This window comes from Streptomyces sp. B21-105 (genome assembly GCF_036898465.1).
Classification (GTDB): domain Bacteria; phylum Actinomycetota; class Actinomycetes; order Streptomycetales; family Streptomycetaceae; genus Streptomyces.
Window position 1 is genome coordinate 6,965,814 of sequence record NZ_JARUMJ010000001.1, and the last position, 17,738, is coordinate 6,983,551.

Here is a 17,738-nt window from a genome sequence, read left to right on the forward strand (position 1 = left end):
CTGGTTTCGGAATCTGCGGGAGCCGGTGCGTTATGCGGATGCGGTGGGGGGTCTGCTCGCTCAGGGTTATCGGGGTTTCGTGGAGTGCAGTCCGCATCCGGTGCTGGCCGTGGGTACGCAGGAGGCGGTGGAGGCGGCTGGTGTGACGGCTGTCGTGGTGGGTTCGTTGCGGCGTGACAGTGGTGGGCTGGCGACGTTGGTGCGTCATCTGGCGGAGGCGCACGTCGGTGGTGTGCGGGTCGACTGGGCCGCGTTCTTCGCCGGCACGGGTGCGCGGGCGGTGGAGTTGCCGACGTACGCCTTCCAGCGCGAACGCTACTGGCTGGCGCCGACCGGACCCGCCCTGGGCGACCTCGCGAGCGCCGGTCTGGCTGTCGCCGGGCACCCCTTGCTCGGCGCGGCCGTCGACCTCGCGGAGGACGGCGGACTCGTCCTGACCGGGCGCCTCGCGCCGGGCGCGCCCGCCTGGGCGGCCGACCACGTCGTCCTCGGCGCCGTGCTGCTGCCCGGCGCGGCGATGGCCGAGATCGTGCTCGCCGCGGGCGACCGGCTCGGTTGCGGAGTGCTCGACGAGATGGTGATCGGCGAGCCGCTGGCACTGCCCGAGCGCGGCACCGTCCAGCTCCAGGTCCGGGTGGGCCCGGCCGAGCCCGACGGCCGCCGTGCCGTCGGGGTCCACACACGTCTCGTGGGCGACGACGGTCCATGGACGCGGCACGCCACCGGCGTACTCGCGCCGACGAGCGCCGACACCGGTACGCCGCTGACCGAGTGGCCGCCCGCCGGCGCCGAACCGGTCGACGTGTCGGAGCTCTACGCCGACCTGGCCGACCGCGGTCTCGACTACGGCCCCGTCTTCCGGGGCGTCCGCGCGGCATGGCGACGCGGGACCGGACAGCGTCGCGAGGTGTTCGCCGAGGTCGCGTTGGAGTCGGAGGACCCGGCGGGCTTCCTGCTGCACCCCGCCCTGCTCGACGCGGCCCTGCACCCGATCGGCCTCGGCGGTCTGGTCGGCACGGGCGGGCTGCCCTTCGCGTGGCAGGGCGTGCGCGTGTACGCCGTCGGCGCCCGCTCGGTGCGGGTCCGACTGGCCGCCCTCGGCGGTGACGCCGTGGCGGTCGACCTCGCCGACGGCACCGGCGCGCCCGTGGCGAGTGTCGAGGCGCTGCGGCTGCGTGCCGTCACCGCCGCGCAGGTCGCCGCGGCCCGCACGGCGGGCGACCCCCTTCTGCACCTCGACTGGCTCCCCGCGTCCACGCCCGAGGTGCCCGCTGACGCCGGGCTGCACGGCCGGGCGGTGGCCGAGGCCGACGTCGTACTGCTGCGTCTCGACGAGGCCGACAGGCCCGACGAACCCGGCGACGTCCGCCGGGCCGTGCACGAGCTGCTCGCCGAGGTCCAGCGCTGGATCGCCGACGACCGGCCCGAGCGCCTGGTGGTCGTCACCCGCGCCACGGACCTCGCGGGTGCCGCCGTCGGCGGTCTGCTGCGCGCGGCCCAGGCCGAGCACCCCGGCCGGTTCGGGCATGTCGAGATCGACGAGGACGCCGATTCTTCGCGGGCCGTGCCGATCGCGGCGGCCCTGGCCGACGAGCCGCGGGTCGCCGTGCGCGCGGGCGAGGTGTTCGTCCCGCGCCTGGCCCGCACTCCGGCAGCCGACGACGCGGGCACCATTGCCTTCGGACCGGACGACACCGTCCTCGTCACCGGCGCGGGCGGCACACTGGGCGGCCTCGTCGCCCGGCACCTGGTGACCGCGCACGGCGTGGGCGGGCTGGTCCTGGTCGGCAGGCGGGGCGCCGAAGCGCCAGGCGCCGCCGACCTGGTGGCCGAGCTGACCGCGCTCGGCGCCCGGGTCTCCTTCGCCGCGTGCGACGCCGCCGACCGCGATGTGCTCGCCCAGGTGCTGGCCGCGCACCCGGTCACCGGTGTCGTGCACGCGGCGGGTGTCCTCGACGACGCGACCGTGGAGTCGCTCACCCCCGAGCGGGTGGACGCGGTGCTCCGCCCCAAGGTAGACGCCGCCTGGCACCTGCACGAGCTGACGGCGGAGCTCGGTATCCGCTCCTTCGTGCTCTTCTCGTCCCTCGCGGGCGTGCTGGGCGGCCCCGGCCAGGGCAACTACGCCGCCGCCAACTCCTACCTCGACGCGCTCGCCGAGCACCGCCGGTCCCTCGGCCTGCCCGGCGTGTCGATCGCCTGGGGCTTGTGGGCGCCGGCCAGTGCCATGACGGGCCGCGCCGACACCTCGCGCATGGCGCGCGGCGGTGTCCTGCCGCTGCCGGCCGACCGCGGCCTGGCCCTGTTCGACGCGGCCGTCGCGGGCGGCGGCCTGACCGTCGCCGCCCGGCTCGACCCGGCCGCCCTGCGCGACCAGGGCACCCGTCTGCCCGCCGCGCTGCGCGGCCTCGCGGGCGCGCCGCGCCGCCGGGTCGCCCGCGACGGAGACCCGGGTGGGCTGCGTGACCGCCTCACCGCCCAGCCCACCGCCGAACGCACGCGGACCGTACTGGACCTGGTGCGCGGTCAGGCCGCCGCCGTGCTCGGGCACGGCTCGGCCGACGCTGTCGCCGCCGACCGGCCGTTCCTCGAATGCGGCTTCGACTCGCTGACCGCCGTGGAACTGCGCAACCGGCTCGGCACGGCCACCGGCCTGCGGCTGCCTGCCACGACCGTGTTCGACCACCCGACGCCGGCCGCGCTGGCCCAGCACATCCTCGCCGAGCTGCTCGGGACCGCCGCCGACAGGCCCACGGCCCCGAGCACCCTCACGCGGCTGGACGAGCCGATCGCCATCGTCGGCATGGCCTGCCGGTTCCCAGGCGGCGTGGCGTCGCCGGAGGACCTGTGGCGCGTCGTCGCCGAGGGCCGCGACGTCATCTCCGCCTTCCCCGCCGACCGGGGCTGGGACCTCGACGCGCTCTACCACGCCGACCCGGACCACGAAGGCACGAGCTACACCCGTGAGGGCGGCTTCCTGCACGACGCGGGCGACTTCGACGCGTCCTTCTTCGGCATCTCTCCGCGTGAGGCGCTGGCGATGGACCCGCAGCAGCGGCTCCTGCTGGAGACGGCATGGGAGGCCGTGGAGCGGGCGGGCATCGACCCCACCTCGCTGCACGGCAGCAGGACGGGCGTCTTCGCCGGAATGATGTACCACGACTACGCCGCGCGGCTCGGCGCGACGCCCGAGGGGCTCGAGGGCTACCTCGGCATGGGCAACTCCGGCAGCGTGGCCTCCGGCCGCATCGCCTATACCTTCGGTCTGGAGGGCCCCGCGGTCACGGTCGACACCGCCTGCTCGTCCTCCCTGGTCGCCCTGCACTGGGCGACCCGTGCGCTGCGCTCCGGCGAGTGCGACCTCGCGCTCGCGGGCGGTGTCGCGGTGATGGCCACCCCTGGCACGTTCGTCGAGTTCTCGCGGCAGCGCGGCCTTGCCCCTGACGGCCGCTGCAAGTCCTTCGCGGGCGCCGCTGACGGCGCGAGCTGGTCCGAGGGCGTCGGGATGCTCCTGGTCGAGCGGCTCTCCGACGCGCGCCGCAACGGCCACCGCGTGCTGGCCGTCGTACGAGGCTCCGCCGTCAACCAGGACGGCGCGTCCAACGGCCTCACCGCGCCGAACGGTCCGTCGCAGCAGCGGGTCATCCGCAGCGCGCTCGCCGACGCCGGACTCACCGCCGCCGACGTGGACCTGATCGAGGGCCACGGGACGGGCACGACGCTCGGCGACCCGATCGAGGCCCAGGCCATCATCGCCGCCTACGGGCAGGACCGGGACCGGCCGCTGTGGCTGGGCTCGGTCAAGTCGAACCTGGGGCACACCCAGGCCGCCGCCGGCATGGCGGGCGTGATCAAGGCCGTGGAGGCGATGCGGCACGGCGTGTTGCCCAAGACGCTGCACGTGGACGAGCCGTCCTCGCACGTCGACTGGTCGGCGGGCGCGGTGGAGCTGCTGACCGAGCCCCGGGAGTGGCCGGAGACGGGCGCGCCGCGCCGGGCGGGCGTCTCGTCGTTCGGCGTCAGCGGGACCAACGCGCACGTCGTCCTGGAGGCCGCGCCGGACGCCGTCGAGGGCCCGGCGCCCACGCGGGTGCCGGGCGCCGTGCCGTGGGTGCTGTCGGCCCGTACGACGACCGGACTGCGGGCCCAGGCGGCGCAGATCCTGGACTGGGTCCGCGACGACACCGACGTCCTGGGCACCGGCTTCTCGCTGGCCACCGGCCGGGCCGCGCTTGCGCACCGCGCGGTCGTCGTCGGCGCCGACCGGGGCGAGCTGGCCGACGGGCTGGCCGCCCTGGCGGCCGGCCGGCCCACCCCGCACGTCGAGTCCGCGCGGGCCCGCACGGACGCGGTCACGGCGTTCCTGTTCACGGGGCAGGGGGCGCAGCGGGTCGGTATGGGTGTGGAGCTGGCTGGGGCGTATCCGGTGTTCGCCGAGGTGTTCGATCGGGTGTGTGCGGAGTTCGATTCGGTGCTCGACCGTTCGCTGCGTGAGGTGATCGTCTCGGGTGAGGGGCTGGACGAGACGGGGTATGCGCAGCCGGCGCTGTTCGCGGTGGAGGTGGCTCTTTACCGGCTGGTGGAGTCGTGGGGTGTGGTTCCGGACATGCTGATCGGTCATTCGATCGGTGAGCTGGTCGCCGCGCATGTGGCGGGTGTGTGGTCGTTGCGTGACGCGGTGAGTGTGGTGGCGGCGCGGGGGCGGTTGATGGGGGCTCTGCCGGGGGGCGGTGCGATGGTGGCGGTGGAGGCCACGGAGGAGGAGATCGTTCCGGCGTTGGTGGGGGGTGCGGGGATCGCGGCGGTCAACGGGCCGTCGGCGGTCGTCGTCTCCGGTGACGAGGACGCGGTGCTGGCGGTCGCGGCTCATTGGGCCGGGCAGGGGCGCAGGGTCAAGCGGTTGGCGGTGAGTCATGCCTTCCACTCGCATCGGATGGAGCCGATGCTCGCCGACTTCGAGCGGGTCCTTGACACTGTGGTCTTCGGCAGGCCCGGCATTCCGGTCGTGTCGACGGTGACCGGGGGCGCCGAGGACATGGGCACGCCCGGGTACTGGCTGCGCAACGTTCGCGAGGCCGTACGGTACGCCGACGCCGTGCGGACCGCGCGCGCGGCCGGCGTCACGGCGTTCCTCGAACTCGGCCCCGACGCCGTGCTGTCCGGCCTGGTCGCCGACACCGCCGGCGCGGACGCCGTGGCCGTCGCCGCCCAGCGCGACGGCAGGCCCGGCGAGCGTACGGTTGTCGCCGCGCTGGCCCGCCTGCACGCCGAGGGCGTCCCGGTCGACTGGTCCGCGTTCTTCGCGGACACGGGCGGCCGGTGGGTCGACCCGCCGACCACCGCCTTCGAGCGCACGCGCTACTGGCTCGACGTTCCGGCGCCGCAGGCCGCCCTCGCGGACGACACCTTCTGGGCCGCCGTCGAGCGCGGCGACGTCGCCGACCTGCTCGGCGTCGCCGCCGACGCCGGCCTCGACGCGCTGCTGCCCGCCCTGTCGTCGTGGCGCGACCGGGACCGTACCGCCGCAGCCGTGGACGGCTGGCGCCATCGGGTCAGGTGGACGCCGTCGGCCGATCGGCCCACCGCGTCGCCGACCGGCCGGTGGCTGCTCGTCGTCCCGGGCGGCGACCTGCCGCTCGCCGCCGACTGCGCCGCCGCGCTGCGCGAGCACGGCGCCGACGTCACATACGTCGAACTGCCCGAGGGCGCCGACCGCGCGACCGTCGCGGCTCTGCTGGACACGCCCGACGCCGCCGGTGTGCTCTCCCTGCTCGCCCTCTCCGCCGACCCGGTGCAGGACACGCTCACCCTCGTCCAGGCGCTGGGAGACGCCGGGGTGGGCGCGCCGCTGTGGTGCGCTACCTCGGGCTCCGTCTCCGTGGGTTCCTGGGACCGGATCCCGGACACCGCCGTCGCCTCTGCCGGCGTGTGGGGGCTCGGCCGGGTGGTCCGCCTGGAGGCCCCGGACCGCTGGGGCGGCGTGGTCGACCTGCCGGGCGCGTTGGACGAGCGGGCCCGACGGCGGCTGGCCGGCGTCCTCGCGGGCACCGAGAACGAGTGCGCGGTCCGCGCGAGCGGCACCTTCGCCGCCCGACTGGTCCGCGCCGCCGACAGCCCCCGCCACGAATGGCGGCCCCGGGGCACGGTCCTGGTCACCGGCGGCACCGGCGCGCTCGGCGGACACGTCGCCCGGGGCCTCGCCGAGCGCGGCGCGGCCCACCTGCTGCTGGTCAGCAGGCGCGGCCCGACCGCCGACGGCGCGGACGAACTGGCCCGCGCCGTCGAGGCCGCCGGAGCCCGGGTGACCCTCGCCGCCTGCGACGTCGGCGACCCGGCCGACCTGGCCGCCCTGCTGGCCCGGTTGCCCGAGGACGAACCGCTGACCGCCGTCGTACACGCCGCGGGCGTACTGGACGACGCGCCGCTGGACGCCCTCACCCCCGACCGCGTTGCTGCCGTGCTGCGAGCCAAGGCGGACGCCGCGCTGGCGCTGCACACGGCGACCGCCGGTCTCGACCTCGACGCGTTCGTGCTGTTCTCCTCGCTCGCGGGCACCCTCGGCAACCTGGGCCAGGGCGCCTACGCCGCCGCGAACGCCGTGCTCGACGCGCTCGCGGCGCACCGCCGCGCACTCGGCCTGCCCGGCACCGCCGTGGCATGGGGTCCGTGGGCGGGCGGCGGGATGCTCGACGCGGCCGCCGCCGACCGGATGCGCCGCGCGGGCCTGACCCCGCTCGACCCCGCCCGCGCCCTCGTCGCGCTCGACTTCGCGGTGGGCGGCGACGACGCGCACCTCGTGGTGGCCGACGCCGACTGGGACCGCTTCGCGGCCGGACCCGTGCTGGCCGAACTGTCCGCACCCGCGCCGGTCGAGCCGACCGCGGAACTCCTCGGCCCCGACCGGGAACGGGTGGCGCTCGACCTGGTCCGCGCGCACGTCACCGCCGTCCTCGGCCACGGCGGCGGCGCCGACGTCGACACCGACGCCGCCTTCCGCGATCTCGGCTTCGACTCGCTCGCCGCCGTCCAGTTGCGCAACCGGCTCACGGCCGCGACGGGCGTGCCGCTCGCCGCGACCGCCGTCTTCGACCACCCGACCGCCCGCTCCCTGACCGCGCACGTCCTCGCCCTCCTGGCGGACGGCGCCGCCGACCCGGTGCACCCGGCCCCGGCCACCGTGGCGTCCGCGTCCCGATCCATGTCCATGTCCATGTCCATGGACATGGACGAGCCGATCGCCATCGTCGGCCTCGCCTGCCGGTTCCCCGGCGGCGTCGAGTCGCCGGAGGACCTCTGGCGGCTGCTCGCCGACGGCGTCGACGCCGTCGGCCCGATCCCCGCCGACCGGGGCTGGGAGACCGCCGACGCCTACGCCGAGGGCGGCTTCCTCACCGACGCCGCCGGGTTCGACGCCGACTTCTTCGGCATCTCGCCGCGCGAGGCCCTGGTGATGGACCCGCAGCAGCGGCTCGCGCTGGAGACGGCGTGGGAGGCGTTCGAGCGCGCGGGCCTCGACCCGCACGGGGCACGCGGCACCTCGGTAGGCGTGTTCCTCGGCACCAACGGGCAGGACTACGCGGCCCTGCTCGGCGGAGCCACCGAGGCGCACGAGGGACACATCGGCACCGGCAACTCGGCCAGCGTGCTCTCCGGCCGCGTCGCCTACGCGCTCGGCCTTCACGGCCCCGCCGTCACGGTGGACACGGCGTGCTCCTCGTCGCTGGTGGCGCTGCACTGGGCGATCCAGGCGCTGCGGTCGGGCGAGTGCTCGATGGCGCTCGCGGGCGGCGTGACCGTCATGGCGACGCCGGGCGCGTTCGCCGAGTTCGCCCGGCAGAGCGGCCTCGCGGCCGACGGGCGCTGCAAGGCCTTCGCCGCCGGGGCCGACGGCACCGGCTGGGGCGAGGGCGCCGGCGTCCTGCTCGTGGAGCGGCTCTCCGACGCGCTGAGGCTCGGGCACCCGGTGCGCGCGGTCGTGCGTGGCTCCGCCGTGAACTCCGACGGCGCGTCGAACGGCCTCACCGCGCCCAACGGGCCCGCGCAGCAGCGGGTCATCCGTGCTGCCCTGGACGCCGCCGGGCTCCTGGCGTCCGACGTGGACGCCGTCGAGGCCCATGGCACCGGCACCTCCCTGGGCGACCCGATCGAGGCGCAGGCGCTGCTCGCGACCTACGGCCAGGACCGGGACGAGCCGCTGTGGCTCGGGTCGGTGAAGTCGAACATCGGCCACACCCAGGCCGCCGCCGGCGTCGCCGGGGTCATCAAGATGGTGCTCGCGCTGAACGCGGGCGAACTGCCCCGGACCTTGCACGTGGACGAGCCGTCGTCGTACGTCGACTGGTCGGCGGGCGCGGTGGAGCTGCTGACCGAGCCCCGGGAGTGGCCGAAGACGGGCGCGCCGCGCCGGGCGGGCGTCTCGTCGTTCGGCGTCAGCGGAACCAACGCGCACGTGATCATCGAAGAGGCCCCCGCCGCCGACGCCCCCGCCGTCACGGCGCCTTCCACCGTCGACCCCGCGCCCGAGCGGGCGACCGGACCGGTGCCCTGGCTGGTGTCCGGGCGTACGGAGGATGCGCTGCGGGCGCAGGTCGAGCGGCTGCGGGCGTTCGTCACCGCACACCCCGACGCCGACCCGGCCGACATCGGTCTCAGCCTGGTCACGGGCCGGGCCGCGCTGGCGCACCGTGTCGCCGCCGTCGGAGAGCGGACGGACGAGCTGCTCGCCGCGCTCGATGCCGCCGTGCCGACGGTGGCCAGGGAAGGCCGGACGGCGTTCCTGTTCACGGGGCAGGGGGCGCAGCGGGTCGGTATGGGTGTGGAGCTGGCTGGGGCGTATCCGGTGTTCGCCGAGGTGTTCGATCGGGTGTGTGCGGAGTTCGATTCGGTGCTCGACCGTTCGCTGCGTGAGGTGATCGTCTCGGGTGAGGGGCTGGACGAGACGGGGTATGCGCAGCCGGCGCTGTTCGCGGTGGAGGTGGCTCTTTACCGGCTGGTGGAGTCGTGGGGTGTGGTTCCGGACATGCTGATCGGTCATTCGATCGGTGAGCTGGTCGCCGCGCATGTGGCGGGTGTGTGGTCGTTGCGTGACGCGGTGAGTGTGGTGGCGGCGCGGGGGCGGTTGATGGGGGCTCTGCCGGGGGGCGGTGCGATGGTGGCGGTGGAGGCCACGGAGGAGGAGATCGTTCCGGCGTTGGTGGGGGGTGCGGGGATCGCGGCGGTCAACGGGCCGTCGGCGGTCGTCGTCTCCGGTGACGAGGACGCGGTGCTGGCGGTCGCGGCTCATTGGGCCGGGCAGGGGCGCAGGGTCAAGCGGTTGGCGGTGAGTCATGCCTTCCACTCGCATCGGATGGAGCCGATGCTCGCCGACTTCGAGCGGGTCCTTGACACTGTGGTCTTCGGCAGGCCCGGCATTCCGGTCGTGTCGACGGTGACCGGGGGCGCCGAGGACATGGGCACGCCCGGGTACTGGCTGCGCAACGTTCGCGAGGCCGTACGGTACGCCGACGCCGTGCGGACCGCGCGCGCGGCCGGCGTCACGGCGTTCCTCGAACTCGGCCCCGACGCCGCACTCAGCGCGCCGACCGCCGAGTCCGTGGACGACGTCCTGGTCGTCCCTGTACAGCGAGCGGACCGGCCCGGTGCCGCGACCGCCGTGGCAGCCCTCGCCGCCCTGCACACCAGTGGCGCGCGGGTCGACCGGGCCGCGTACTTCGCGGACAGGGACGCCCGTCCCGTCGACCTGCCCACGTACGCCTTCCAGCACCAGCGGTACTGGCTCAGCCCGCCCGCGACCACCCCGGCGGGTCTGGCGGGCGCGGGCCTGACCACCGTCGGGCACCCGCTGCTCGGCGCGGCCGTCGAGCTGCCCGGCGCGGACGGGGTCGTGTTCACCGGCAGCCTGTCGCTGCGTACCCACCCCTGGCTGGCCGACCACGCCATCCTCGGTCCCGCGCTGCTGCCGGGCACCGCGTTCCTCGACCTCGCCCTCGCGGCCGGCCGGCATGTCGGCTGCCCCCGCGTCGACGACCTGGCCCTTGAAGCCCCGCTGCCGCTGCCCGCACGGGGCGCGGTGCGCCTGCAGGTCCGGGTCGAGGCGCTGGAGGCCGACGGCCGCCGCCCGATCGGCGTCTACTCGCGGCCCGAGGACGACGAGTATGCCTGGACCCGCCACGCGGCGGGCGTCCTCGCCCCCGACAGCGGTCCGGTCCCCGAGCCGCTGACCGAGTGGCCGCCCCCGGGCGCCGAACCACTTCCGATCGGCGACCTGTACGAGGACCTGGCCGCCGCGGGCTTCGGCTACGGCCCCGTCTTCCGCGGCCTGCGCGCCGTATGGGGGCGTGACGACGCCGTGTACGCCGACGTCGCGCTGCCCGACGACGCCGGGTCGTCCGACGAGTACAGCGTGCACCCCGCCCTGCTCGACGCCGCCCTGCACGCCCTCGGATTCGGCGATCTGGTCGCGGACTGGGGGCGCGGGCAGCTGCCGTTCGCCTGGACCGGCGCACGGGTCCATGCCGTCGGCGCGCGGGTCCTGCGCGTGCGGCTCACCGCCGAGGGCGGCGGCATCACGCTGACCGCCGCCGATCCCACCGGGCAGCCGGTGGTCACGGTCGAGGGCGTCCGCCTGCGACCCGTGGCCGACGCGCCCGCCGCCGTCAGGTCCGCGAGGCCGCACCGGATCGAGTGGACGCCCGTCGCGGCCGGCACCGTAGAGGGGGACGACGTCACCGAGCTGATCGTCCCTGGCGGGACGCCTGGCGGTGACGTGGTGGCCGAGACGCACGCGGCCGTCGTCGACGCGCTGGCCCGGATCCGGGCCTGGCTCGCCGACGACCGGGCCGGACGCCTGGTGTTCGTCACGCGCGGAGCCGTCGCGGCGGGTGCCGACGAGGCGCCCGACCCCGTGGCGGGCGCCGTGTGGGGTCTGGTGCGTTCGGCCCAGTCCGAACACCCCGACCGGTTCACGCTCGTGGACCTGGCCCCGGGCGGCGACCGCTTTGACGCGGCCGCGGCGGTCCGCACGGGCGAGGCGCAACTCGCCGTACGCGGTTCGGCCGTACTGGCGCCCCGACTGGCCCGCACGCTGCCCGCGCCCGCTCCCACGGCGGTCTTCGACCCTGACGGCACCGTGCTCGTCACGGGCGGCACCGGCACCCTCGGCGTCGTCGTCGCCCGCCACCTCGCCGTCGAGCACGGCGTACGCCACCTGGTCCTGACGGGCCGGCGGGGCCCGGACGCCCCCGGCGCGGCCGAGCTCGTGGCCGAACTGGCCGCGCTCGGCACCACGGCCAGGGTCGTGGCCTGCGACGCCGCCGACCGGGAGGCGCTGGCCGGCCTGCTGGCGGGCATCGAGCCGCCGCTCACCGGTGTGGTGCACGCGGCGGGCGTCCTCGACGACGCGACAGTGGAGTCACTGACCCCCGAGCGGGTACGGACGGTGCTCCGCCCCAAGGTCGACGCCGCCTGGCATCTGCACGAACTGACGGCGGGCCTCGACCTGACCGCCTTCGTGCTGTTCTCCTCGGCCGCCGGCGTCCTCGGCGCCCCCGGCCAGGGCAACTACGCCGCCGCCAACGCCTTCCTCGACACCCTCGCCGCGCACCGCCGCGCACGGGGCCTGCCCGGTGTGGCCCTCGCGTACGGACTGTGGGAGGCGCGCGGCGGCATGACCGCGGGCCTCGGCGACGCCGATGTCCGCCGCGTCGGCCGCGCGGGCCTGCGACCGCTCGGCGCCGAGGACGGTACGGCCCTGTTCGACGCCGCGGTACACGGCGGCGACGCCCTGGCCGTGGCCGCGCTCTGGGACCTCCCCGCACTGCGGGCGGCCGCCGACGCGCTCCCGCCGCTCCTGCGCGGCCTCGTCGGGCAGCCCGCCCGCCGGGTCGCGAGCGCCGGGACCGACGCGGGGGCCGACCGGTTCGCGGGTCTGTCCGAGGCCGAGCGGGAGCGCGCCGCCGTCGACCTCGTACGGGAGCACGTGGCAGCGGTCCTCGGCCACGCGTCCGCCACGGCGGTGGCCGCCGACCGCGCGTTCCTCGACCTCGGCTTCGACTCGCTGACCGCCGTGGAGCTGCGCAACCGGCTCGGTGCGGCGCTCGGTCTCAGGCTCGGCACCACCGCCGTGTTCGACTACCCGACTCCGGCCGCCCTGGCGGCGCACCTCATGGAACGCGCACTCGGCACCACGCCGCCCGTCGAACGGGCGCCGGCGCCGGTCGCCCCGGCGGACGAGCCGATCGCGATCGTCGGCATGGCGTGCCGCTACCCCGGCGGCGTCGTGTCGCCGGACGACCTGTGGCGGCTGGTGGACGAGGGCCGCGACGCCGTGTCCGGGTTTCCCGCCGACCGCGGCTGGGACCTCGGCGCGCTGTTCGCCGACGACCCCGACCGGCCGGGCAGCAGCCACACCCGCGAGGGTGGCTTCCTGCACGACGCGGGCGAGTTCGACGCCGGGTTCTTCGGCATCTCGCCGCGCGAGGCGCTGGCGATGGACCCGCAGCAGCGGCTGCTCCTGGAGACCTCCTGGGAAGCCGTGGAGCGGGCGGGCATCGACCCGGCGTCGCTGCGCGGCAGCCGTACCGGCGTGTACGCGGGAGTCATGTACCACGACTACGTGGCCGGGGTGGGCACGCTGCCGGACGGCGTCGAGGGCTACCTCGGCACCGGCAACTCGGGCAGCGTCGCGTCGGGCCGCGTCGCCTACACCCTGGGTCTGGAAGGGCCCGCGGTGACGGTCGACACGGCGTGCTCCTCCTCGCTGGTCGCGCTGCACTGGGCCATCCAGTCGCTGCGCTCGGGTGAGAGCGACCTCGCGCTCGCGGGCGGTGTCACGGTGATGGCGACGCCGGGCGTGTTCGTGGACTTCTCCCGGCAGCGCGGCCTCGCCGCGGACGGCCGCTGCAAGTCCTACTCCACCGGGGCCGACGGCACCGGCTGGGCCGAGGGCGCGGGCATGCTGCTCGTCGAGCGGCTGTCCGACGCGCGCCGCAACGGCCACCCCGTGCTGGCCGTCGTACGCGGCTCGGCGGTGAACCAGGACGGTGCGTCGAACGGTCTGACGGCGCCGAACGGTCCGTCGCAGCAACGGGTCATCCGCAGCGCGCTGGCCGAGGCAGGCCTGCGGCCGACCGACGTGGACGCCGTCGAGGGCCACGGCACCGGCACCTCGCTGGGCGATCCGATCGAGGCCGAGGCCCTGCTGGCCACGTACGGCCAGGAGCGGGACCAGCCGCTGTGGCTGGGCTCGGTGAAGTCCAACCTCGGGCACACCCAGGCCGCCGCAGGCGTGGCGGGCGTGATCAAGATGGTCCAGGCCATGAGGCACGGCGTGCTGCCCAGGACGCTGCATGTCGACGAGCCGTCGACGCACGTGGACTGGTCGGCGGGCGCGGTGGAGCTGCTGACCGAGGGCCGGGAGTGGCCCGAGGGCGAGGGGCCCCGCCGCGCGGCGGTGTCGTCCTTCGGCCTCAGCGGCACCAACGCCCATGTGGTGCTCGAACAGGGCGAGCCGCAGACGCGGCCCGCCGGGGAGCCCACGGAGCAGCCCACCGACGGGCCCGCCGTCGAGCGGACCGCCGTCGCCGTCCCGGTGACGCTGTCGGCGCGGACGGACGACGGGCTGCGCCTGCAGGCCGACCGGCTCGCCGCGGCGCTGGTCGCCGATCCGGTGCTCACCCCGCTCGACGTCGCCTACTCCGCCGCCACCGGCCGGGGACGTCTCGGACGAGGTGTCACGGTCGTGGCGAGCACCCGCGCCGAGCTGCTCGCGGGCCTGGCCGCGCCGGGCGGTCCGGCCACCGAGCAGGGCACCGGCCGTACGGCGTTCCTGCTGACCGGCCAGGGCGCCCAGCGCGCCGGCACGGGCGAGGAACTCGCGGCGACGTACCCGGTGTTCGCCGACGCCTACGCCGAGGTGTGCGCGGAGTTCGACGCCGTGCTCGACCGCCCCCTGCGGCAGGTCGTCGCCTCCGGCGAGGGGCTGGACGACACCGCGTACGCGCAGCCCGCGCTCTTCGCGCTGGAGGTCGCTCTCGCGCGGCTGCTCGGCTCCTGGGGCGTGGCGCCGGACTTCCTGCTCGGCCACTCGGTCGGCGAGCTGGCCGCCGCGCATCTGGCGGGCGTGTGGTCGCTGCGCGACGCGGTGACCGTCGTCGCCACGCGGGGCCGTCTGATGGCTGCGCTGCCCGCCGGGGGCGCGATGGCCGCGATCGAGGCGCCCGAGGCCGAGGTCGCCGCCGAGCTGGTGACCGGGGCGGTCGTCGCCGCGGTCAACGGTCCGGCGTCGGTCGTCGTCTCCGGCGCCGAGGACGCCGTACTGGCCACGGCCGCGCTCTGGGCCGAACGGGGGCGCAGGACACGGCGGCTGAAGGTGAGCCACGCGTTCCACTCGCCGCTGATGGAGCCGATGCTGGCGGAGTTCGCGGAGGTCCTCGCGTCCGTCGGGTACCGGCAGCCGCGCGTCCCCGTGGTGTCCACGGTCACCGGTGAGGTCGTCGGCGAGGAGTTCGCCACCCCCGACTACTGGGTGCGGCACGTGCGGGAGGCGGTGGGCTTCGCCGACGGCGTGCGCGCCCTCGACGCGGCGGGCGTGGACACCATGGTGGAGCTCGGCCCCGACGCCGTGCTCACCGCGATGGCGGCCCAGTTGCTGCCCGGTACCACCGCTGTCGTACCCGTGCTGCGCGCCGGACGGCCGGAGGCGCCCGCCGTGGTCACCGCGCTCGGCACCCTGCACCACCGGGGCGCCGACGTGGACTGGGCAGCGTTCTTCGCGGGCCTCGGCGCCCGACGCGTCGAACTGCCGACGACCGCGTTCCAGCGCACGCGCTACTGGTTGGAGTCCACGCCGCGCGTCGGCGACCTCTCCGCCGCCGGGCTCGCCGTCGCGGACCACCCGATGCTGGGGGCCGTCGTGGAGTCCCCCGACGGGGTGACGCTGACCGCCCGCCTCGGCGCGGCGACCCACCCCTGGCTGGCCGACCACGCCGTACTCGGCAGTGTCCTGCTGCCCGGGACCGCCTTCGTCGAGCTGGCCGTCGCGGCGGGCGGACACGTCGGCTCGCCCCGGGTGCGCGAACTGACCCTGGCCGCACCGCTGGTGCTGCCGGCGGACGGCTCGGTGTCCGTGCAGGTCCAGGTCGGTGCCTCCGTCGACGGCGAGCGGCCGGTCACGGTGTCCGGTCGCGCCGACGGCACGCACGAGTGGACCAGGTACGCGACCGGCGTCCTCGCGGCGAGCGGCCCCGCGCCCGCCGCAGGCTCACGGGAGTGGCCGCCGGAAGGCGCCGAGCCGGTGCCGACCGACAGCGTCTACGACGACCTGGCCACGGCCGGGTTCGGCTACGGACCGGTCTTCCGCGGCCTGCGCGCGCTCTGGCGGCGCGGTACGGACGCGACGGCCGAGGTGTTCGCCGAAGTGGAGCTGCCGTCCGTGGCCGAGCCGGCGGGGTTCGGCGTGCACCCGGCGCTCCTGGACGCTGCGCTGCACGCGGTCGGCGCCGGTGAACTGCGCGCCCAGGGCGTTCCGTTCTCCTGGACCGACGTCACCGTGCACGCCACGGGCGCTCGCTCGGTGCGGGTGCGGCTCGCACCGAGTGGCGCCGACGAGGTGTCCCTGCACGCGTGGGACCACGACGGCGACCCGGTGGTCACCGTCGAGTCGCTGCGCCTGCGGCCGCTCGGCCCGGACGACCTGCGAGCCGCGCCCACCGTGGCCGACGCGCTGTTCGACCTCGACTGGGTGCCCGTCGCCGCCACCGGCGCGACCCCGGGCCGCTGGGCGCTGCTCGGCGGGGAGGAGCACGGTCTGGCCGACGCGCTGCGCCCGGTGGCCGACGTCGAGGGGCATCCGGACCTGGACACCGTGGGCGAGGGCGTGGCCGTGGTGATCGCGCCGCTGCCCGCGAAGGGCTCGCAGGACGTGCCGTCCGCTGTACGGGACGTCCTGCGCGACACACTCGAGCTGGTGCGGTCGTGGGTGACGGGCGACCGCGCGACCGACGCGCGTCTGATCGTCCTCACCCGCGGTGCGGTGGTCGCCGACGACGGTGAGCGGCCCGACCTGGCCGGAGCCGCCGCCTGGGGACTGGTGCGCGCGGCGCAGTCCGAACACCCGGGCCGGATCGTGCTGGTCGACACCGACGACGCCCCGGCGTCGCTCGCGGCCCTGCCCGCCGCACTGGCGACGGCCGAGCCCCAGCTGGTGGTCCGCGCCGGTGGCGTGCGGGCGGCCCGCCTGGTCCGGTCCGCGGCCGCCGAGCCGGCCGCGCCGCTGGGCGCGCGCGGCACGGTCCTCGTGACCGGCGCGACCGGTGCACTGGGCGCGCTGACGGTCCGCCATCTCGTGGCGGAACACGGCGTACGCAGGCTGCTGCTGGTCAGCCGGTCCGGGGAGAATCCCGAGCTGGCCCAGGAGTTGGCAGCGTCCGGCGCGGTCGCCGAGTTCGCCGCGTGCGACGTCGGTGACCGGACGGCCCTGGCCGCCCTGCTGGCGGGCGTCGGACCCGAGCACCCCGTGACGGCCGTGGTGCACGCCGCGGGCCTGCTCGACGACGGCGTGGTGGAGTCGCTCACGCCGGACCGGCTCGACACGGTGCTGCGGCCCAAGGCCGACGCCGCGTGGCACCTGCACGAACTGACCCGTGACCTGGACGCGTTCGTGCTGTTCTCGTCCGCCGCGGGCCTGCTCGGCGGGCCCGGCCAGGGCAACTACGCCGCGGCCAACGCCTTCCTCGACGCCCTCGCGGCGCTCAGACGGGCCGAGGGCCTGTCCGCGACGTCGATCGCATGGGGGCCTTGGGCCGAGGGCATGGCGGGGCAGGTCGACACGCGCCGGGCGGCCCGAGCGGGCATGCTGCCGCTCGGCGCCGCGCAGGGCCTGACCCTGTTCGACGTCGCGCGGGGCGGTGCGCCGGTCGCGCTCGCCGCACGCCTCGACCTGCCGGGAATGCGGGCCCGCGCGGCGGAACTGCCGCCGGTGCTGCGGGCCCTGGTGCCCGCGCCGGCGCGGCCGACGACGGAGGCGGCCGAGCCGCTGATGCGGACGCTCGCCGCGCTGTCCGCCGCCGAGCGGGAGCGGGCGACGCTCGACGTCGTGCTGCGCCACACCGCCGACGTGCTCGGCCACGCGGCGCCCGAGGGCGTCGACCCGGGCCGCGGCTTCCAACAACTCGGCTTCGACTCACTGATGTCGGTCGAGCTGCGCAACCGTCTCAGCGCCGCCGCCGGACTGCGGCTGTCCGCCACGACGATCTTCGACCACCCGACGCCCACCGCGCTCGCGGCGCACCTGATGGCCGGGCTGACTCCAGGCCGGGTCACCGTGTCCTCGCTGCGCACCAGCACGCTCGCCGAACTGGAGGGCGCATCGGCCGAGTTGGCCGCCGACGTGGAGCTGCGCGACGCCGTGCGGTCCCGGTTGCGCGCGCTGCTGCGGACGTTGGAGGACGACGGGGGCGACGCGCGCGACGACGCGTTGGGCGAGGTGAGCCTCGACGAGCTGCTCGACCTCGCCGACCAGGAGCTGGGGGACCTTTCATGACTGACCACGACCGCACGAACAGCACAGACCGCAGGGTGCGAGGAGCAGAAGCGTTGTCCAACGAACAGAGCGGCGACCAGAAGGTCCTGGAGACGCTGAAGCGGCTCACCACCGACCTCCGCCGCACGAAGCAGCGCCTGCGCGAGGCCGAGGACCGGGGCCACGAGCCGATCGCGATCGTCGGCATGGCGTGCCGCTA

The 17,738-nt window shown here is 76.1% G+C and carries 1 protein-coding gene (only partly in view); it reads left to right on the forward strand.

Translation table 11 applies throughout. The features are described from left to right. Positions 1-17,539: the end of a type I polyketide synthase gene (locus tag QA802_RS31405; RefSeq protein WP_334529697.1), read on the forward strand. 18,599 nt of this gene lie to the left of the window's left edge; 17,539 of the gene's 36,138 nt are visible here — the last part of the coding sequence; its start codon lies off the left edge, out of view; it ends in the stop codon at positions 17,537-17,539. Positions 17,540-17,738 lie beyond the last annotated feature (199 nt).